At 65.3% G+C, this 20,123-nt stretch carries 15 protein-coding genes; 7 read left to right on the forward strand and 8 right to left on the reverse strand.

Annotated features, from left to right (window positions below; genetic code table 11):
- Positions 1-24 precede the first annotated feature (24 nt).
- The 6 genes from mutL (at position 25) to AT984_RS08495 (ending at position 9,438) form a co-directional block, all read left to right on the forward strand.
- Complete coding sequence (mutL, locus tag AT984_RS08465; RefSeq protein ID WP_058719720.1) at positions 25-1,995, forward strand: DNA mismatch repair endonuclease MutL; 1,971 nt, start codon at positions 25-27, stop codon at positions 1,993-1,995.
- Positions 1,996-2,058: 63 nt separating this feature from the next.
- The gene (locus AT984_RS08475) at positions 2,059-4,086 is read left to right on the forward strand and encodes a pseudouridine synthase (protein ID WP_156421951.1); all 2,028 of its coding nucleotides are present in this window, start codon (positions 2,059-2,061) and stop codon (positions 4,084-4,086) included.
- Complete coding sequence (gene miaA / locus AT984_RS08480; RefSeq protein WP_058719723.1) at positions 4,087-5,019, forward strand: tRNA (adenosine(37)-N6)-dimethylallyltransferase MiaA; 933 nt, start codon at positions 4,087-4,089, stop codon at positions 5,017-5,019.
- The gene (locus tag AT984_RS08485; protein WP_197418283.1) at positions 5,016-5,666 is read left to right on the forward strand and encodes an ABC transporter ATP-binding protein; all 651 of its coding nucleotides are present in this window, start codon (positions 5,016-5,018) and stop codon (positions 5,664-5,666) included. Before miaA ends, AT984_RS08485 begins: the two co-directional genes overlap by 4 nt.
- A 56-nt stretch (positions 5,667-5,722) precedes the next feature.
- Positions 5,723-8,314 carry an ABC transporter permease gene (locus tag AT984_RS08490; protein WP_156421952.1) on the forward strand — a complete coding sequence of 864 codons (2,592 nt, stop codon included), beginning with the start codon at positions 5,723-5,725 and terminating at the stop codon, positions 8,312-8,314.
- Positions 8,314-9,438, forward strand: a complete 1,125-nt coding sequence (locus AT984_RS08495) for a lipocalin-like domain-containing protein (protein ID WP_058719725.1) — start codon at positions 8,314-8,316, stop codon at positions 9,436-9,438. The genes AT984_RS08490 and AT984_RS08495 overlap by 1 nt, the downstream gene beginning before the upstream one ends.
- Before the next feature lie 19 nt (positions 9,439-9,457).
- On the opposite strand, the gene AT984_RS23480 is transcribed toward AT984_RS08495, so the two are convergent.
- The 4 genes from AT984_RS23480 to AT984_RS08515 form a co-directional block, all read right to left on the reverse strand.
- Complete coding sequence (locus AT984_RS23480; protein ID WP_058719726.1) at positions 9,458-11,017, reverse strand: DHA2 family efflux MFS transporter permease subunit; 1,560 nt, start codon at positions 11,015-11,017, stop codon at positions 9,458-9,460.
- Between the two features lie 3 nt (positions 11,018-11,020).
- A complete protein-coding gene (locus tag AT984_RS23485; protein ID WP_231741595.1) occupies positions 11,021-12,298 on the reverse strand; it encodes an HlyD family secretion protein in 1,278 nt (425 codons plus the stop codon).
- Positions 12,299-12,420: 122 nt separating this feature from the next.
- On the reverse strand, positions 12,421-13,857 hold the full coding sequence (locus tag AT984_RS08510; RefSeq protein WP_058719727.1) for an efflux transporter outer membrane subunit: 1,437 nt from the start codon (positions 13,855-13,857) through the stop codon (positions 12,421-12,423).
- Positions 13,854-14,375: a MarR family winged helix-turn-helix transcriptional regulator gene (locus tag AT984_RS08515; RefSeq protein ID WP_058719728.1), complete on the reverse strand. Its 522-nt coding sequence runs from the start codon at positions 14,373-14,375 to the stop codon at positions 13,854-13,856. Before AT984_RS08515 ends, AT984_RS08510 begins: the two co-directional genes overlap by 4 nt.
- 145 nt (positions 14,376-14,520) lie before the next feature.
- Between AT984_RS08515 and AT984_RS08520 the strand changes: the two genes are divergently transcribed.
- Complete coding sequence (locus AT984_RS08520; RefSeq protein WP_156421953.1) at positions 14,521-16,356, forward strand: ABC transporter transmembrane domain-containing protein; 1,836 nt, start codon at positions 14,521-14,523, stop codon at positions 16,354-16,356.
- 42 nt (positions 16,357-16,398) lie between these two features.
- Here AT984_RS08520 and AT984_RS08525 read toward each other — a convergent pair whose 3' ends face one another.
- The 4 genes from AT984_RS08525 to AT984_RS08540 form a co-directional block, all read right to left on the reverse strand.
- Positions 16,399-16,869, reverse strand: coding sequence for a hypothetical protein (locus tag AT984_RS08525; RefSeq protein WP_197418284.1), 471 nt, complete (start codon positions 16,867-16,869; stop codon positions 16,399-16,401).
- A 176-nt stretch (positions 16,870-17,045) separates the two neighbouring features.
- A complete protein-coding gene (locus AT984_RS08530; RefSeq protein WP_058719729.1) occupies positions 17,046-17,663 on the reverse strand; it encodes a DUF4136 domain-containing protein in 618 nt (205 codons plus the stop codon).
- 42 nt (positions 17,664-17,705) lie between these two features.
- A complete protein-coding gene (locus AT984_RS08535) occupies positions 17,706-18,323 on the reverse strand; it encodes a hypothetical protein (RefSeq protein WP_156421954.1) in 618 nt (205 codons plus the stop codon).
- Positions 18,324-18,404: 81 nt separating this feature from the next.
- Positions 18,405-20,015: a YbaY family lipoprotein gene (locus tag AT984_RS08540; protein WP_058719731.1), complete on the reverse strand. Its 1,611-nt coding sequence runs from the start codon at positions 20,013-20,015 to the stop codon at positions 18,405-18,407.
- Between the last annotated feature and the right edge of the window lie 108 nt (positions 20,016-20,123).

Raw genomic sequence — 20,123 nt, forward strand, 5'->3', positions numbered from 1 at the left:
CTGTGCCCTTCTACAATCGGCCCCATGAATTCCTCCTGCGCTCCCGAAAGGGCGCCCGCCGCCGCCGCTGAGCCGCGCCGCGCCATCCGCGAACTTCCCGATGAACTGATCAGCCAAATCGCCGCCGGCGAGGTGGTGGAGCGCCCGGCGTCTGTGGTCCGCGAGTTGGTGGATAACGCGCTGGATGCTGGCGGTTCGCAGATTCAGGTCAAGCTGATGGCCGGTGGCGTGCGCAGCGTGGTGGTGGAAGACGACGGCCTGGGCATTCCTTTCGAGGAGCTGCCGCTGGCGCTCAAGCGTCATGCCACCAGCAAGATCCGCTCGCTGGATGAGTTGGAATCGGTCGCCACCATGGGTTTCCGGGGCGAGGCGCTGGCCGCCATTTCCTCGGTGGCCGAGATGGCAGTGTCGAGCCGCTTCGAAGGTGCCCCACACGCCCACCGCCTGGATGCCCGCTCGGGCGAGTTGCAGCCGGCTGCGCGTGCCCGCGGCACCAGCGTCGAAGTGCGCGAACTCTTCTTCAGCACGCCGGCACGACGCAAGTTTTTGAAAACGGATGCCACCGAGCTGGCGCATTGCGTGGAGTCGGTACGCCGCCACGCCCTGGCCCGGCCGGATGTGGGCTTCACGGTCTGGCATGAGGGCAAGCTGGTTGAGCAGTGGCGCGCCGGTAGCTCCGAAGCACGCCTGCGCGATGTGCTGGGCGAAGAATTCATGGCCGAGAGCCGCGCCGTGTTTGCCGAGACCGGCCCCCTGCGCATCTACGGCCGCGCCGGCCTGCCCGAGGCTGCGCGTAGCCGGGCCGATATGCAGTACGTCTATGTGAACGGCCGCTATGTGCGCGACAAGCTGATCGCCCACGGCATCCGTTCCGCCTACGAAGATGTGCTGCACGGCCATCGCCAGCCCTGCTATGTGCTGTTCATCGACATCGCGCCCGACCGGGTGGATGTCAACGTGCACCCAACCAAGATCGAAGTGCGCTTTCGCGATGGCCGCGAGATCCACCAACGAGTGCGCTACGCGGTGCAAGACGCCCTGGCCTTGTCGCGCAGCAGTGAGCCTGCGGCCGCCACACCGTCGGCCGCCGATCTGCAAGCCGCCCAACTGGCGGCCGCTACCGCGCCGGGCCAGCGCCCGAGCCCTGGCAACCCGCCCGCCTGGTTCGCGGCGAACGCCCCGCAGGTGCAAGAGCCGGCTGCGCCCGCCTACGGCGCGCCTCTGCAGCACCAGGCCCCCAGCGACTGGCGCGCACCGATTCACAACTCACAGCAAACCGGCTTGGCCCTGGCCGAAGCCGCCACCCTGTTTGGCGGCCGCGATTTCAGCGGCAGTTTGAACACGCAATCGCTGGGCACCAGCGCCGCGCCCGCGACCAACACCGCCGCTGCATCAGCCCTGCCCGACCATGCCTGGCCCTTGGGCCGCGCCATCGCGCAAATTCAGGGCGTTTACGTGTTGGCCGAGAACGCCCAAGGCCTGGTGATCGTCGATATGCACGCCGCCCATGAGCGGGTGGTGTATGAGCGCCTCAAGGCCAGCCTGGGGGTGGCCGCCATCGAGTCTCAGCCCCTGCTGATTCCTGTCACTTTTGCCGCCACCGCGACCGAGATCGCCACGGCGGAAGCCCATGCGTCCACGCTGGAGCGTTTGGGTTTAGATGTGGCCCCGCTGTCGGCCAAGATGCTGGCCGTGCGCGCCCGCCCGGCCGCACTGAGCGGCGGTGATGTGGTCGATTTAGTGCGCAATGTACTGGCCGAGCTGAGCCAGTTCGATGCCAGCCATGCGATTGAGCGCGCCCAGCATGAAATCTTGGCCACCATGGCCTGCCATGGCGCCGTGCGCGCCAATCGGCAATTGAATTTGGATGAAATGAATGCCTTGCTGCGCGATATGGAGCGCACCGAGCGGGCCGACCAATGCAACCACGGTCGACCCACCTGGCGCCAACTGAGCATGCGCGAATTGGATGCCCTGTTTTTGCGCGGACGCTGAACCTCTTGGTTCAGTTGTTTTGCGTATGTTGTTCTTTGTGATGATGGAAACCCCGGAGGCGTGATGGCCACTTTGAAACTCAATAAGAAAAATGCAGGCCCGCCCGGTTCCAGCAGATCCCGAAATGCCGATGGCGAGAAGCGCGCGCCGATTCGCGGCAAGGGCTTGTCGCGTCCGCGCCAAAGCCTGGAGCGTGCCCAGTCGGAACGCCAGGAGCGCCAGGCGCAGTACGAGCAGCAGCGCCCCCACGGCGGCCCGCGCAGCGATGGCCCTCATGGTTCTCACCGTCCGCACGGTCCGCACGGATCACATGGCGGTGATCGCCCAGCCCGCCCCGGGCGCGATGAGGGTCCGCGTTTTGAAGAACGCCGCCCCGCCCGTCGTGATGGCGGCGATGGTGCTCCATCCGGCCCCTACGCCCAGCGTGGCCCCCAGGGCGGCGCCGGTGGTGGCAACTTCGGTCGCCCGAACGAGCGTGACGCACGTGGCCCGCGCGGCCCGCAATCGCATGGCGGCCCGCGTGAGCAATACCCCCAGCGAGACGGGCGTCCGTCCGGCGGTGGCTACCCCTCCCGCGATGAGGGTCCGCGCTTCGAGGATCGCCGCCCCGGCGGCTACCAAGGCCAGCGCCAGGACAGGCCTTACTCACAAGGACCGCAAAGACTGCAAGGCCCCGCGCAAGGCATGGGCCACGGCGGCCCACGCGGTGCCGGTGGCTATGGCCAGCGGGACGATCGTCCGCGCTTTGACGAGCGCCGGCCGCAGCACGGCCAGCAAACTGGCTATCAAGGCCAGGGCCCGGGCAACTACGGCCGCCCGCCGGCTGATCCGCGGGACAACCGTGGGCATTGGGATTCGCGCGATTCACGTGACTATCGTGACAATCGTGGCCCGGCCGACCAAGGCGGCCAACGCCGCGACGGCAATAGCTTCAACCCCGGCCCGCGCGGTGACGCGCGCCCGGCGTTTGACCCGCGCCGCGACGGCAATCGCGACCAACGTCAGGACCAGCGCCGCGCCAGCGGCCCGCGCCCAGACGACAACTTCCGCCGTGACGGTGGTGGCGGCGGTTTCAACCAAGGCGGCCAGCGCTTTGAGCAACGCCCGGCCTACGGCCAGCAACGCGCCAACCCGACGCCGCGTGGCCCCAGCGCCGCTGAGCGCGCCGGCCAGAACCTGCCAGAACATCTGCGTGAAGCAGCCGCCAAGCTGCGCCGCCAGCTGGGCGACAGCGCCGATGACGACGAAGACGATGGCGACGACGAGCGCATCTTGCGCAGCGACGCCAATAGCGAAGGCCTGCGCCTTTCCAAGCAAATGGGCTTGCTGGGCATGGCCTCGCGCCGCGAAGCGGACGAATGGATCGCCGCCGGCTGGGTGCGTGTGGATGGCAAGTTAGCCGTTTTGGGTCAGCGCGTCAGCCCCGACGCCAAGATCGAGATCGACCAACTCGCCAACAAAGAGCAAGCCAAGCGCGTCACCATCCTGATCAACAAGCCCATCGGCTATGTCTCCGGCCAGGCCGAAGACGGCTACGAGAACGCGGCAACCCTGATCAAGTCCGACAACCACTGGGCCGAAGATCCCTCGGGCATCAAGTACCACATCGGCCACAGCCGTGGCTTGGCACCCGCCGGGCGCTTGGACATCGACTCCACCGGCCTGCTGGTGCTGACGCAAGACGGCCGCATCGCCAAGCTGCTGATCGGTGAAGACTCGATCATCGAAAAAGAGTATCTGGTGCGGGTGGAGTACCAGGGCCGTGACGGCCAGTCCGCGCCTGCAGCGCCGGCCGAAGGCGCGCCCAAGATCGACACCAGCAGCCTGCTGCCCGCGGCCGATCTGGCCCTGCTTCAGCATGGGCTGGAGTTGGACGGCGTGAAGCTCAAGCCGGCCAAGGTCAGCTGGCAGAACGAAGACCAGCTGCGTTTTGTGCTGCGCGAAGGCCGCAAGCGCCAAATCCGCCGCATGTGCGAGCAGGTCGGCCTGAAGGTGGTGGGCCTCAAGCGCGTGCGCATCGGCCGCATCAATCTCGGCAATTTGCCGGTGGGCCAATGGCGCTTCCTGACGCCTTGGGAGAAGTTTGATTAAATGACTCTGACCCCAATGAGAGGGCCGGTGTGTCTGGCCGGGCCGACGGGTAGCGGCAAAACGGCGGCAGCGCTGGCGATTGCCGAGGTCTTGCCGGTGGAGATCATCAGCGTCGATTCGGCGCTGGTCTACCGTGGCATGGACATCGGCACCGCCAAGCCCTCGGCCGCCGAGCAGGCCTTGGTTCCGCATCATCTGATCGACATAATCGAGCCCACTGAGGCCTATTCGGCCGCGCAGTTCGTCGCTTCGGCGCGCAGCTTGGCCGACGAGATCCTGGCCCGTGGGCGCCTGCCCTTGCTGGTGGGCGGCACCATGCTTTACTTCAAAGCTTTGTTCGAGGGCTTGAGCGACATGCCGCAGGCCGACGAAGCCCTGCGTGCCGAGCTGGATGCGCGCGCCGCGCAGCAAGGTTGGCCGGCCATGCATGCGGAACTGGCAAGACTTGACCCCGTGACGGCAGCACGCCTGGCCCCTGCTGATTCGCAACGCATCCAGCGCGCGCTGGAGGTCTACATTTTGAGCGGCCGGCCCATGAGCGAGTTGCACCAAAGCCGCAGCGAAGGCGTCAACTGGCCCTTGCTGTCGCTCGAACCGCAAGACCGCGCCTGGCTGCACAAACGCCTGGATCAGCGCTTCGCGCAAATGCTGGACGCCGGCTTGGTGGACGAAGTGAAAGCGCTACGTGCCCGCGGTGATTTGACGGCAGACCTGCCCTCGATGCGCTGCGTCGGCTACCGGCAGACCTGGGAATCGCTGGAAAGCGGCGATTTCTCCACCCTGGTGGCGCGCGGCACAGCCGCCACCCGCCAACTGGCCAAGCGTCAGCTGACCTGGCTGCGCAGCATGCCGCAGCGCCAGGTGATTGCCTGTGACGATGCGCATGCCCAGCTCCATGTGCTGGCGGCCTTGCAACGCTTGCTGCGCGCATGATTCTGCAGGCCCAAGGCTTGGCCAAGGCCTATGGCGACACGCCGGTCTTCAGCGGCGTGGACCTGCAAATCCGCAGCGGTGAATTGTTAGCCCTGGTGGGCGAATCTGGCAGCGGTAAATCCACGCTCCTGAATTGCCTAGCCGGGCTGGATGAACCCAGCCAGGGCCGGGTTCTGATCGAAGGCGCGGATTTGAGCGCCATGAATGAAGCGCAGCGTGCCCTGCTGCGCCGCGCCAAACTCGGCTTTGTGTTCCAGGCCTTTCATGTGCTGCCGCATCTCAGCGTGGCGGACAACGTGGGCCTGCCGCTTTTGCTCTTGAAGCAGCCCGACCCGGCGCGCGTGCACGCCATGCTCGATGCCGTGGGCCTAGGCTCGCTGGCGCAGCGCATGCCGCGCCAGCTTTCCGGCGGGCAACTACAGCGCGTGGCCATCGCCCGCGCCCTGGTGCACCGCCCTGCCCTGATCCTGGCCGATGAACCCACCGGCAATCTGGATGCCCGCCACGCCCGCGAGGTGCTGGATCTGCTGCTAGCCCAGGTGCGCGAGCAAGGCACAGCCTGCTTGCTTGTGACCCATTCAGAAGTGGCCGCCGCGCGCGCCGATCGCAGCCTGCGCCTGAGCGAATCAGGTCTGCAATCTTGCTAACCTGGCTACTCAAGCTCTCCTGGCCGGCCTTACGCCATCAAGCCGGCCGCCAACTTTTGGCTCTCTTAGCCATCTGCCTAGGCGTGGCCCTGAGCTTTGCAGTTCACCTGCTCAATAGCAGCGCGCTGGATGAATTTGGCCGGGCGAGCGCCAGCTTGAATGGTCAGCCCGACCTGGTGCTGCGGGCCACCGACGGCGGCGGCTTGCCCGAATCTCTTTTTGCCCGCGTCGCGCAAGACCCGGCCCTCAGTCTGGCCGCGCCTGTCATCGAAGGCCAGGCGCAGCTGCGTGATGCCAAAGGCCAACCCTTCAATCTGCGCCTGATCGGCTGGGATGCCTTGGCAGGTGCGGCCATGAATCCGCAACTGCTGCCAAGCGCTGGCGCCAAAGCCTCGGGTGGACTCACCGCTTTGATCGACCCGCAGCTGATCTGGCTCAATGCCGCGGCCCTACAGCGCCTGGCACCAGCCGCGCGCGAGCCAGGCCAAGCGCTGACACTGAGAGCCGCCTCGGCCGAAAACGGTCAGGCCCTCAGCCTGGACTTGAATCTGGCCGGCTCAGTGCCTGCGCCCGGTTCACCCCTGGCGGTGATGGATATTGCCGCCGCGCAACTCCTGCTGGGCCGCCTGGGGCGCATCGATCGCATCGACCTGCGCCTGCATAACACCGGCATCAGCCCGCAAGCCTGGCTGGCCCAGCAAAACTGGCCGGGCGGCATCAGCGCCGCGCCGCCGCCCGACGAAGGGGCGCGCTTGAGCGAGTTGACGCGTGCCTACCGCGTCAATTTGAGCGTGCTCTCGCTGATGGCCTTGTTCACCGGCAGCTTGCTGCTGTTTTCGGTGATGTCGCTGTCGGTCGCGCAGCGCCTGCCGCAGTGGGCCTTGCTGGGCGTCTTGGGCATGACGGCGCGCGAGCGTGCGACCATGCTGCTGAGCGAGGCTCTGCTGCTCGGGCTTATCGGCTCCGCGCTGGGCTTGCTGCTGGGCTGGGGCATGGCGCAGCTGGGCTTGCAAGTTCTTGGCAGTCAGCTGGGTTTGAGCCGCAGCCATGCCACCCTGGCGTTTGAACAATTGCCCTGGGGCGCCGCTGCAGCCTTTGGCGCCTTGGGCGTGTTGGTCAGCTTGCTCAGCGCGGCCTTGCCCGCCCTGGAGCTGCGCCGTTTGCCTGTCGCGCAGGTGCTTAAAGGTTTGGGCAGCCAAAGTGCGCGCGGGCTGCCGGCGTGGCTGGGCCCCAGCCTGCTCATATTGGGTCTGGGGCTGGCAATGTTGCCGCCCTTGCCTCGATCTTCCGGCTGTGCCGAGGTGCCGCTGGGGGCTTATGCCGCCATGCTGAGCCTTTTGCTTGGCGGCATCGCCTGCGTGCCGCAATTGCTGCACCTGAGCATGAGTGCGCTAGCGCATTGGCCGGGCGCAGGCCGTTCTGCCTTGCTGCTCTTGGTGCGTGAACGCGCGCGTGACCAGGCCGGTGAAGCCAGCCGAGCGCTGGCCGGCGTGCTGGTGAGCCTGAGCCTGTCGGTGTCCATGCTGGTGATGGTGGGCAGCTTCCGGTTCTCGCTGGACGATTGGCTATCGCGCATGTTGCCGGCCGACCTCTATGTGCGCGCCAGCTTGGCGACAGGACTTGACGGCCAAACCGCGCCGCTGCCGACCGAGTTCGTCGAGGCCGTATCTGCCAGCGGCCTGAGCCAGCGCCTGCAGCCACAGCGCAGCGACCGGATTCAGCTGCAAGGCAGCAGCGAGCGCTTTGCCCTCATGGCCCGCCGGATTGACGAAGCCCGCCTGCCCTTGCAGGGCGACTTGGCCCGCCCTGAGCCGCCAGGCACGGGCAAGCTGGGCAAGATCGCAGAGCAAGACCTGACCCCCATCTACATCAGCGAAGCTTTGCGCGACACCCTGGCCCTGCGCCCCGGCCAGCGCTTGATGCTGCTGCAGCCGGGTGGGCTGAGTGAGAACGCCGCAGTTGGCACGCCAGGGGCCGAACAAAAGCCCGGCCTGCCCGCCTATGTGCGCGGCGTCTGGCGCGACTATGCGCGCCAGTCCGGCGCGGTGCTGATGCCGATGGACGCCTACCAGCGCTGGCGCGGCGACACCCGCATCACCGAGTTGCTGATCTGGCTGCCCGAGGGCCAAGCGGCCGGGCCGGCAATTCGGCGCCTGCGTGCCATGGCGGCGCAGCCGCAAGACATCGAGATTGCCGAGAGTGCGGACCTGCGTGAGATGTCGATGAAGATCTTCGACCGCAGCTTCGCCGTCACGGTGTGGCTGCAAGCGGTCACGCTGGCGATTGGTTTGTTTGGCATCGCTGCGGCGCAGTCGGCCCAGATGTTGGCGCGCAAACGCGAATTCGGCCTCTTGCTGCACCTGGGCTTTTGCCGCGCCGATGTGTTGCGCCTGCTCTTGCTGGAGGCTGGTCTGCTGTGCGCGGTCGGCGCGCTGGCGGGCCTGAGCCTGGGCCTGGGCTTATCGGCGGTGTTGGTATGGGTGCTCAATCCGCAGAGTTTTCACTGGAGCATGGACATGCATATCCCAGTCGCCCGCTTGGCCGCGCTGGCCGGCGCCATGTGGCTGGCGAGTGTGGCGGCAGCCTGGTTGGCAGGCCGCCGCGCCGCGAGTGATGCAGCCGTCCATGCGGTGAAGGAGGATTGGTGATGCGGCGCCGGCACGTCCTGCAGGGTTTGTCTGCCAGCTGGCTGGCGGGGCAAGCACCGCTGACTCAAGCCGCTGCCCCCTCCTCAACCGCCCTCACCTTCCCGCGCGACTTCGGCGCTCACCCCGGCCACAGCCTGGAATGGTGGTACCTGACCGGACTGCTGGCGCCCCAAGCGCAAGAGCGCCCTGCCTTCGGATATCAGCTTACTTTCTTTCGCCTCAAAGGCCCGGCCGCAGCCAGTCACCCGAGCGCCTTGGCCGCCAAGCAATTGCTGATCGGGCATATCGCGCTGAGTGATCTGCGCAGCGGCAAGACCTGGCACGCGCAACGCAGCGCCCGCGCCGGCCTGGGCATTGCCGAAGCCAGCGAAAGCGACTGCGCTGTGCATCTGCGTGATTGGCAGCTGCGGCGCCAGGATTTGAGCCCAGGGCGTAGCCGCTACCAAGCTCGTTTTGGCGGCGGGGATAGTAAGAACGAGCAAGGTTTTGCCCTGGACCTGCAGTTGCAATCCACTCAAGCCTTGCTGCTGCAAGGCGAGCAAGGCCTGTCACGCAAAGGCCCCCAAGCCGCGCAGTTCAGCCAGTACTACAGCCAGGTGCAATTGCAGGCCCACGCACAGCTGCGCCTGGGCAACCAGCGCCTGGACTTGCAAGGACGCTCCTGGCTGGACCATGAGTGGAGCCATAGCTTTTTGGGCGTGGCGGGGGCCGACCGCGCCGTGGGCTGGGACTGGTGCGGCATCAATTTGCTGGACGGTGGCGCGCTGACCTTGTTCCGCTTGCGGCGGGCCGACGGCTCGGTGCTGTGGAGCGGCGGCAGTTGGCGCCGGCCGGACGGCAGCACGCTCAACTTCCCCAACGGCGTGTTGCAGATGCAAGCCCTGCGGCATTGGGACAGCCCACAGGGCGGCGCCCGCTATCCGGTGGAATGGCAACTCAGCACACCGGTCGGTCAGTGGCGCCTCAAGGCCATCAGCGAAGCGCAGGAAATCGACGCCCGGCTCAGCACCGGCATGCGCTACTGGGAAGGGCCGGCTGAACTGCTGCCAGCCCAGGGCGGCCCAGCGCTGGGCTATGGCTACCTGGAAATGACCGGTTATGCGGGCGGCATGAATCTGCCTTGAGGCCCGCAGGCCAACACGCTCAGTGGGCGCCTCCGGCATCCACTGTTGTGGCACCAGTCAGCTTGGGCGGGCGGTTGGTCAGCCAGATGGTGGAGATCAGCAGCACAAAGATCATGGCCGAGGCCAAGAAAATATCGTCGGCCGCACGCGTGAAGGCTTGCTGATCGATCAGCCGGTTGATCTGCGCCAGAGCCTGGGTTTCACTCAAGCCCCCTGCCATCAACTTGCCCAGCGTCTCGCCCGCCACCGGGTTGCCAAGGCTCAGTTGCTCCACCATGTGATGGTGATGCAAGGTGGCGCGACTCTCCCACAAGGTGGTGGCGATGGACGTGCCCATGGCGCCAGCGGTGATGCGCACAAAGTTAGACAGGCCGGCGGCGGCGGGCAAGCGGTCCGGCGTGATGCCGCTGAGCGTCAAGGTGGTGAGCGGGATGAAGAAGAAGGCCAGCGCCGCACCCTGCAGAATCGTCGGGATCATGATGGTCGCGAAATCGGTCTGCGTGGTGAAGTTGGAGCGCATACCGAGTACCACCGCGAACATCACGAAGGCAAAACTGGCCATCCAACGCGGGTCAAAGCGGGCCACGTTTTTACCTGCCACGGGCGACAGCAAAATCGCCAGCACGCCCACCGGCGCCAGGGCCATGCCTGCATCGGTTGCCGTGTAGCCCATGTACTGCTGCAACCACAGCGGCAGCAGCACCACATTGCCGAAGAAGAGGCCATAAGCCACCGACAGCGTGGCCGCACCGAAGACGAAATTGCGCCGGGCGAACAAGCGCAGATCCACCACCGGATGCTTATCCGTCAGCTCCCACACCACGAAGAAGGCAAAGCCCACCGCGGCGGCAACAGCCAGGATTTGAATCTCGCCGCTGGCGAACCAATCCAGCTCCTTGCCCTTGTCGAGCATGATTTGCAGCGCGCCGACCCAGATCACCAGCAAGGCCAGACCCACCCCGTCGATCGGCAGCTTCTTGATCGCCGTCTCACGTTCGCGGTAGATGCTCCAGGTCAGAAAGGCGGCGAACAAGCCCACCGGCACATTGATGTAGAAGATCCAGGGCCAAGACACGTTGTCAGTGATCCAGCCGCCCAGCAAGGGCCCGACCACGGGTGCGACCAGCGTGGTCATGCCCCATAAGGCCAAAGCCGTGCCGGCGCGTGCCCGCGAATAGCTGGCCAGCAGCAAGGTTTGCGAAAGCGGAATCATCGGCCCAGCCACCAGGCCTTGCAGCACCCGGCAGGCCACCAGCATCTCCAGCGAATGCGCGAAGCCGCACAACCAGGAGGCCAGCACGAAGAGCAGCACGCTGGTGGTGAACAGGCGCACGGCGCCAAAGCGCTGGGTCAGCCAGCCGGTCAGCGGCACCGAGATCGCGTTGGCCACACCAAAGCTGGTGATGACCCAGGTGCCCTGCACCGGGCTGACCCCCAGGTCACCCGAGATCGCCGGCAGCGAGACATTGGCAATGCTGGAGTCCAGCACATTCATGAAAGTGGCCAGGGACAGCGCGATGGTGCCCAGCACCAGGGCCGAGCCCTTCAGCGGCTCAGGCAATGCGTGCGGTGCGCTCATGGCTTAGGCGTGCACCTTGGCGGCGGGCTTGGCAGCAGGCTTAGCGGCCGGCTGGCCCAGATTGGCCTTGATGATGCGGGCCACATCGGCCTCGGCCGCGGCGTCCGCCTGGTCAAAGATGGCGGTCTGGCTGGCCGGCGCGCTGCGGGGCGCGTCCACCAGGCTCTTGCCGCTCTGGTCTTGCACATCCACCGTCACCATCATCGACAGGCCGACACGCAGCGGATGCTCCGCCAATTGCTTGGGGTCCAGCGCAATGCGGACCGGCACACGCTGCACCACCTTGATCCAGTTGCCGGTCGCGTTCTGCGCAGGCAGCAAGGCGAATGCCGCGCCGGTGCCGGCCGACAGGCCGACGATCTTGCCCTGGAACTCCACCTTATTGCCGTAAACATCAGCCACCAGCTTGGCGCTTTGGCCGATGTGCAGGCGGGCCACTTGGCCTTCCTTGAAGTTGGCATCCACCCAGGCTTGCTGCAGGCCGACCACCGCCATCAGCGGCGCGCCAGCGGCGACGCGTTGGCCTAACTGCACAGAGCGACGGGCCACCCAGCCGTCCACCGGCGCCTGCAAGCTGGTGCGCTGCTGGGCCAAAAAGGCCTCGCGCAGCTTGGCCGCAGCACGCTGCACATTGGGGTGCTGAGCCACACTGGTGCCATCGGTCAGCACCTGATTGCTGCTGAGTTGTTCCTGCGCGGCTTGCTGGGCCGATTGCGCGGCGGCCAGCGTGGACTTGGCAGCGGCCACTTGGGCCTGAGCGTGGTCCAGCTCTTCGCGGCCAATGGCACCGCTGCTCAGCAGGGGCTGGCGGCGTTGCACATCGGCGCTCAGTCGGGTCAGCTCGCTTTGAGCGCGTTGCACATCGGCGTCGCGGGCGCGGATTTGCGCTTGCAGGGTGGCGTTATTGGCATACAAGGTGCGCACTTCACGCACGGTTTGCGCCAGCGCGCTTTGGGCCTGCTCTAGCGCCACGCGGGTGTCGGCGGGGTCTAAGCTCACCAGGGCTTGGCCGGCCTTGACGAAGTCGGTGTCATCCACATGAACGGCACGCACCGTGCCGCCCACCAGGGGCGTGATCTGAACCACATCGGCGTTGACATAGGCGTTGTCGGTCACTTCGACCCGGCTGCTCACCAGCCATTGATAGCCAACATAGGCCACCAGCCCGACCAGCACGGTCAAGCCAACGATGCTGAGGCCGCGTTTGCGGGCGGAGGATTTAGGCATAGACGCTGAGGCCGGGGCGGAAATGGGGGAAGCCGAGTTGGCAGAGTCGCTCATGAATGTGGCTCTAGGTTGGCGTAAGTAGCTGTGGTTGGCACGCGCTGGGCCTGGCTGGCCGGCGTGCCACTTCAATGTTTGGCGTGTCTGGGAGTGCTCAGTGCGCGGAGTGCTTCAGTGGGTCAGCGCTTGGGCAGGTCCTGCCAATCGCCGCCCAGGGCGCGCACGAGGCTGACCTGCGTGTCCAGCTGCTGCGCATACAAGTCCAGCATCTGGCGCTGTTGCTGCAAGGCATTGCCGCGCGCGCTCAGCAGGGCCAACTTGTTGCCCAGGCCGGCTTCAAAGCGCTGCGTCTGCAACTGCCGCGAGGCCTCGGCATTGAGCAGCGCGGTTTGCTGGGCCTGCTGCTGGCTCTGCACCGACTGCAAGGCACGCAGCTGATCGCTGGCCTCTCGCACCGCCTCAATCACCGCCCCGTTGTAGGCGGCCACGGCCGCATCCAGCTCCGCGGCCGAGCCATGCAACTGGGCGCGCAGGCGCCCGGTGTCAAACAGCGGCAGGCGGATCGAGGGGCCAAGGCCATATTGCAAGCTGCCCGGCTGCAAGAGCTTGTCGATGCCAATCGAGCTGAATCCCACAAAAGCATTCAGGCTGACATTGGGGTAGAACTGGGCGCGCGCCAGGCTGACCTGGCTGCTGGCTGCTTCAACCCGCCAGCGCGCGGCCACCACATCGGGGCGGCGGCCCAGCAGGTCCACGCCCAGCTGCGCCTGGGCTTCGGGGCCCAGATTCAAAGCGGCGGGCAGGCGCGGCGCCAGCTCACGCAGGGCCGCGGCCGGCTGCACGCTCAGGCTGGCCAGCTGTTGACGCAAGGCGGCCGCTTGCTCGTCCAGCAAAACGCTTTGGCGCTGCAGCTCAGGCAAGGGAGCTTCGGCATTGCGCTGATCTTGGCCGTTATCCAAGCCGGCGGCAACACGCTGCTGCACCAGGCTGAGTGTCTCCTTGCGCTCGGCCAGCTGGCGTTGCAAGAGCTCTTGCTGCGCCAAGGTCCGCGCCAAAGCCAGATAGCTGCGCGCCACTTGGGCCGACAAGCTCAGTCGCGCGGCAGCCTGGTCGGCTTGCGCCGCCCGCCCCTGGCCCAAGGCCGTGTCGAGTTCCGCCTGGTGGCGGCCGAAAAAGTCCCAGTCATAGCCAACACCCGCCTGCAGCGTCGACGTGGTGCGCAGGCTGCCGGCCAACGGCGGCGGATAGAGGCTGTGCTCGGGGAAGCGCTGGTAAGTCATGTCCAGGCCGGCGCCGACCACCGGCTTGTCTGCTGCCTGCGCCTGCTCCACCTGCGCGGCAGCGCGGTCCATGCGGGCGCGGGCCAAGGCCAAGCTGGGCGAGTTGGCCAGGGCGCGTTCGATCAAGGCATCGAGCTGCGCATCCTTGAAGGCCTGCCACCAAGCTTGAGGCTGGGCAAGTTCTGGCGCAGCTGGGCTGCTGGCTGGCTGGCTGGGGCTGGACAGCCCGACCTGCTCGGCTGAAATCGCCTGTGCGGCGGGTTTGAGTGTGGGCACTGGGGCACAAGCCACCAGGCTCAGGGCCGCTGTCATCAGCAAGCTTAGGCGCATTGTCATAGGGGGGTGTCGTTCGAGCTGGGGCGGGCTGCGTTGCTGTCACGCAAGGCCTCGCCGTTATCAATCATTCGTCGCAAAAAGCTGAGCAGCAGGCGCCACTCTTGTTCACTGAAACCCGCCAGATGGGCGTTGAACACGTCGGACAAGACAGCGGGCAACTCTGCCGTGACACGCAGCCCTTCTGCGCTCAGCGCCACAGTGACCACGCGGCGGTCTTCCTCGCTGCGTTCACGGGTCACAAAGCCTTTGCTTTCCAGGCGGTCAAGCAGCCGGCTCAAAGCACCGGCATCCACATCCAACTCACGCACCAGGGCCACGGTGGAGCTGGGGCCGCCGAAGCGCAAGCTCATCAAAGTGCCCCATTGCGCATGCGTCAGGCCGACATCGTGCAGGCGCAACTCCGCCTGGCGCGTGACGGACTGTTTGAACTTGCGCATCAACCAGCCCAGGCTGTCCTCGCGGCAATAGCTTTCAGCCCGGTAAAACTCGGGCGGCGCATGGGTGGTTTTTTTGGGCACGGTGGCGGCGCTTGTTTGGCAAGGCGTGCAATTTAGTTGCCTAGGCAATCATTGTCAATGCAATTATTTCAAGTCAAACATGGGAATAGGGTTTCTGCACCAGCCCGTCAGCACAAGGTCATGGCCCCGCCCCTAAACTGCGCCCATGCCTGCATCCAACCCAGCCCTGAGCGCAAACGCCCCCCTGCCCACCAACAAAGCCACCAGCGACGTCAAGCCGACCGGTAAGCCCCGCTCCTTGAGCGGATTGGCGCCATTTCTGCGGCCTTACCGCTGGCGCATTGCCGCCGCGCTGGTATTCCTGACCCTGGCCGCACTGGCCACCCTGGCCTTTCCGCTCGCGCTGCGTGGCCTGGTGGACCAAGGCATGGTCAGCGGCGACCCGGGCGCCCGCTTGATGGCCATGCGTGAGCACTTTCTGGCCCTGTTCGGCGTCGGCGCGGCCCTGGGCGTGTTCTCGGCCCTGCGCTTTTATATGGTGACTTGGCTGGGTGAGCGGGTCACGGCCGACCTGCGCAATGCGGTCTACAGCCATGTGATCCGCCAAAGCCCCGAGTTTTTTGAAACCACCCAAACCGGCGAGGTCCTGAGCCGCATCACCACCGACACGACCGTGGTGCAAACCGTCGTGGGTTCGAGCTTCTCGATGGGCTTGCGCAGCCTGGTGATGGGCGTGGGCGCCATGGCCATGCTGGTGGCCACCAACCCGGTCGTGATGCTGCAGGTCCTCGGAATTTTGGTGCTGGTGGTGGTGCCTGCCGTCTACTTTGGCCGGCGCGTGCGCAAGCTCAGCCGGGCCAGCCAGGACCGTGTGGCCGACACCAGCGCGATTGCTGCCGAGGTACTCAATGCCGTGCCGGTGGTGCAAAGCTACACCCAGGAAATTGGTGAAGCCAGTCGTTTTGCCCAGGCCAGCGAGAACGCCTTTGAGACCGCACGCAAACGCACCAAGATGCGCGCCGGGCTGGTGGCCTTCATCATCACCGCCACGTTTGCCGCCCTGCTGTGGGGCTTGTACATCGGCACCCAAGCGGTGATGGCCGGGCGCATCAGCGCCGGGCATCTGGGCCAGTCGGTGGTCTACGCCATCTTGATGGTCAGCAGCGTGGCCGTCTTGGCCGAGGTTTACGGCGATGTGCTGCGCGCGGCGGGCGCCACCGAGCGCTTGATGGAATTGCTGGCCAGCCGCTCACCAGTGGCTGAACCCACCCAGCCCCTGCCCTTGCCCCAGCTGGCGGGCGGGACAGCGCTGCGCCTGCAGAACCTGCAGTTCAACTACCCTTCGCGCCCCCAGCAGGCGGCGCTGCAGGACTTCCATCTGGACATCGCGCCGGGTGAAACCGTGGCCCTGGTCGGCCCCAGTGGCGCGGGCAAGAGCACGGTGTTCCAACTGCTCCTGCGTTTTTACGATGCCCAGCAGGGTCAGGTCTTGCTCAACGGCGTCAACACCCAGCAGCTGAGCCTGCATGATTTGCGCGCCAGCATCGGCTTGGTGCCACAAGACAGCGTGATCTTCTCGAGCAGCGCGCTGGAAAACATCCGCTACGGCCGCCCCGAGGCGACCGATGAACAAGTGATGGCAGCCGCCAAGGCGGCCTTTGCCGATGAATTCATCCGCGCCCTGCCCGAGGGCTATCAAACCTTTTTGGGTGAGCGCGGCGTGCGCCTGTCAGGCGGCCAGCGGCAGCGCGTCAGCATTGCGCGGGCGATGCTGAAGAACCCGCCCTTGCTGCTGCTGGACGAAGCCACCAGCGCGCTAGACGCCGAGAGCGAACGCATGGTGCAAGCCGCGCTGGAAGCTGCGATGCAAGACCGCACCACGCTCGTGATCGCCCACCGCCTGGCCACCGTGCAGCGGGCCGACCGCATTGTGGTGCTGGAGCATGGCCGCATCGTCGAGCAAGGCACACATGCCGAGCTGACAGCAAAAGGCGGGCTCTATGCCCGCCTGGCGGCCCTGCAATTTGACGCGGGCTATTGATCGATTCTTGTTTGTCGAATCGTCAGCCTCTGCGCCGCGGGCTCAGTAGCCCTGAGCAGCAGACGCCGCGGCAGCGCTGGCTGCAGCTGCCGCCGCTTGATCCGCGACCTGGCCTTCGCGAGTCTGCACCACCACGCCGGGGGAGATCGAGATGTCATTGGTGATGGTCACGCCGGTCACGTAATTGCGGGTCTCGCCAAAGCAGCTGGTGGGCAGGCCCACTTTTTGTTCGTAGTGCAGCGCCACCCGGCGACCCATGACGGCATTGAGTTCCGCGGCAACCTTATCGTCCCGCACCGTGAATGTGAACTTCTCCACTTGCGAGGTGCCGGGCAGCGAAACCAGCGCCACTTCGCCTTCCCAGGTCTTGCAGATCCAGCCCTTGTACGAAAGCTTCTGGATCCAGCCGGCGCGCTCCCCCGAGGAATAGCTCCAGTTCAGCACAAAGGCGAAATAGGCCGCAATCAGCAGCACCAGCACAAGCAGGGGAAGAATCAGTCGTTTGAAAATCATGATGGGTGGTTATTCGGTAGAAGCCGGATTGAGCCAATGACGCGTCGGCTGCAAGAAGCGCATTGGACGCGATTTTTGGCCGCTGTTGCGCCCTGCCCGGCGGCGATGACGAAAAAAAGCCAGGGTTCAAGTCAGCTGAGGACTTGAACCCTGGCTTGTGCCAGGACGGCTTTCGCTTACTTGGCTTGCACCGGCATAGGTGCCGTGGCTGGCAGCGGGAACTTGGCAAAAGCCGCCGCCACCGCGATATCGATGGCTTGCTTCAGCTGATCAACGTCTTTTTGGGTGACGCTGTCAGTGACCACGGCCTCCCAAACCATCTGCTTGCGGGCGGCGTCGATCAGGTCCACATTGAGCGTACCTTCCTTGTAGCTGCTGACCTGGTCCTGGTACATCGGCCAGGTCGAGTACATGCCCGAGCGATAGCCGTAGTAGCCGCGGCTCATGCCCACACCCATGGTCGGCATGCTGGTGACCATCAGCTTGTCATTCAAGGCCGCGTTGAAGTTGATCAAAAGCTGCGGCGCATTGGGCTCGTACTTCAGGCCGCGCGCTTCCAGCTCACGCTGCGAGGCCGCCTTCAGGTACTGCGACACGATGCTTTGATAGCCACCCTTGTCGGTGCCCAGCGGCGAGGCAAAACCGAAGGTTTTGTAGCTAGCGAAGTCAGTGCCTTGCGCAGCGTTCGCCTTGACCTCGGGGCCGCTGGCGCAGCCCGTCAGCAACAAACCCGTCGCCAGTAGTCCGGCGCTCAGCAGGGAGGAAATGGAAAACTTGGGCGCAGTGTTTGTCATGACAGGGCTCTCCTTCAAACGCTCAATGAATCAACAAGTGAATTACTTGACGGCGCGGCGTTCCACGCTAACGGCGGCGGCCTCGATGAACACGGCACGCACTTCTTGGCCCACTTTGATCTTGGCCAGATCGACGTTGTCAGGCGCCTTGACCGTGACGATGCGCTTGACACCGCGCAGCTTGACGGTGCGGGCCTGGCGGTCAATGCCTTCAACAACGGCCAGCACCTCGACCTTGCGGCCGGCCACGGCGCCGGGCAAGCCACCGACATTGCTCTTGCCATCGCTCATCGATTCAATCTTCTCGCGGATGCCGGTGGTGCTGGCCAGCGGCTCCAACTCCACAGCCACGGCGGCGGCATAACGAATCACCAGGCCATCACCCACCCGCACTTGTTCGAAGTTAGGAATTGAGGCCGGCACGTCAACGCTCAAAAGCTTGCCCTGTTTGGTGCGCAAGACGATGCTGCGCTGGGCTTGGTCCAATTCCACCACTTTGGCGTGCAATTCGAATTCGCCACCCTTGGCGCGAACCGTATCGGTGGACACCGTCGCCACGCCTGCGCTGGCTTGTGCATTCACCAGGCCGGGCATGGCCACGCTACCCACCAGGGCCAGGGCCAGGCTCAAGGCCTTCACGCGCGAAGAAATACTTGTCATTGCAAAAACTCCCAGTAAAAAAATTGCTCTTTGGGCAGCGCCTTTGGCGGCGTGCCTGGATGATTCATCAACAGCAAAAGCTTAACGCAAGTACACGGCCTCAAAACGGGCCAAGACTTGTTGCGCCGCATTCAGCAACTCCAACTGCTGGCCCTGCAGGCGGTAGCTCGCCACATCGGCCAACATGGCATGCACTTGCTGTTCCAAGGCCATCGCTGCAGGCGGGCAGGCCATCATGGTGCCGGCGAGTTGGCCGAATTTGAGTTGCCCGGTCGCGCCCAAGCGGTAGCTGCCCATCAAGCGATTGCAACCTGAAAAACCGGCCACGCGCTGGTCTTGCGCCAACAAAGTGATCTGCACCTCGCGGCCTTGCTCCTCGGGGCGCGGCACAGCCTTGCCTTTGAGTTCCAGCAGCTTCCAGTAGGTGTTGATCAGGCTCGCGGAAGCTGCTGCCGCCGCTGTTGCCTGTGCTGGTGACGCGGCACCGCTGGCTTGATAGTCCGGCGGCACTTTCAAAACGGCCCGAACGGCACATCGCCCCTCGGCTTCGGCGCTGATGACTTGCTCCACCCAAAGCTGTTCGCCTGCGCCCGATGGCCCGGTGGCCCCGCCCTGCAGCCGGCCATCAATTTGCAGCAGCAAAGGGGCGTCCGAGTTGCCACGCAAGCGGCTGAACTCGGTCTTCAAGATGGAGAGCGCGCCCGATGCAGCGGCCACAGGCCAAGTCAGGCCGCTATCGCAATCGGTGAATCGGGCGGCGTCGCCGCGCCATTGCAACTCGCCCCGCCAGCGCAAAGTCTCGCTGATGGGATCAACTTGGGCCACTGCTCGCAAGACCGACGGGGATGCGGACACGATGGCCTTGCCTTCGGGACTCAACCAACTCAACTCAGCCGCTTGCACACCAGCAGGTTTGCTCAGAGCTAAAACGCGCTGCGCCATCCCAGAGCGCAAGACCAGCTTGCTGCCGCTATCTTGGCTGCTCCAGCGGCCATGCTCCAGAAACGGCCCGGCCGGTTTGCCCAGATAAAGGCTGCGCAGGCGGTAGAGACCATCGGGCCTGAGCGTCAAGGTCTGGGCGATGCCCTGGCAATCAGCACAGGGCACGATGCCCGCGAAACTGGCTGGCAGGGCTAAGCCCAGATCAGCGCCAAATGCTGCGCCGTCGGCTTGGGGCCTGCTGGCGGGAACCGCCTGCAATAGCAAATCCTGGCGCTTAGGCGCGCCTTGTGTCAGCACCGGATAGTGGCGGGTGCTGGTGAAGCGCTTCTGCCCGTCGACAAAAATAGTGGCGCGAACACCGTAACGATGGCGGGAGTCGACCAATTCAGGAGCCACGGGGATCGCAAAAGCCAGCGGCACCTGCTTGCCGCCCAGCACTTGCTGATGTTCTGCCAGTACCTTGGCCGGCGCATCCATCAGCGACACGTCTTCCACCTTGACTTGCAGCACCGCACCCGGCGGCAAGGCGATGCGTTCACGGTAGCTGGCGCTGCCTTCGACCATCAGTGTTGTGGCGGCTGCCGTCTGGCTTGGCGCGGCCTTATCGGCGGCAACAACGGCCGTCGCCTGTGTGGCCAGCACGATTGCCATGAACACAGAGGACACCGACATCGCCCCGCCAAGCGCTGCGCCCTGGCCCAACCGTGTACCAAAAAAATCATCCAAACCACGCGCGCCGCGCTTGCTCATTGCCTAGCTCCTGCTTCATTCAACCAATCAAGAGAGCTTAGCGCCGATCTGTGTCAGCCAAGGGCTTAGGCTTAGGGGTACGAGCGCGTGCAAGGGTCGACCCGGGCG

This window comes from Paucibacter sp. KCTC 42545 (assembly GCF_001477625.1).
GTDB lineage: Bacteria > Pseudomonadota > Gammaproteobacteria > Burkholderiales > Burkholderiaceae_C > Paucibacter_A.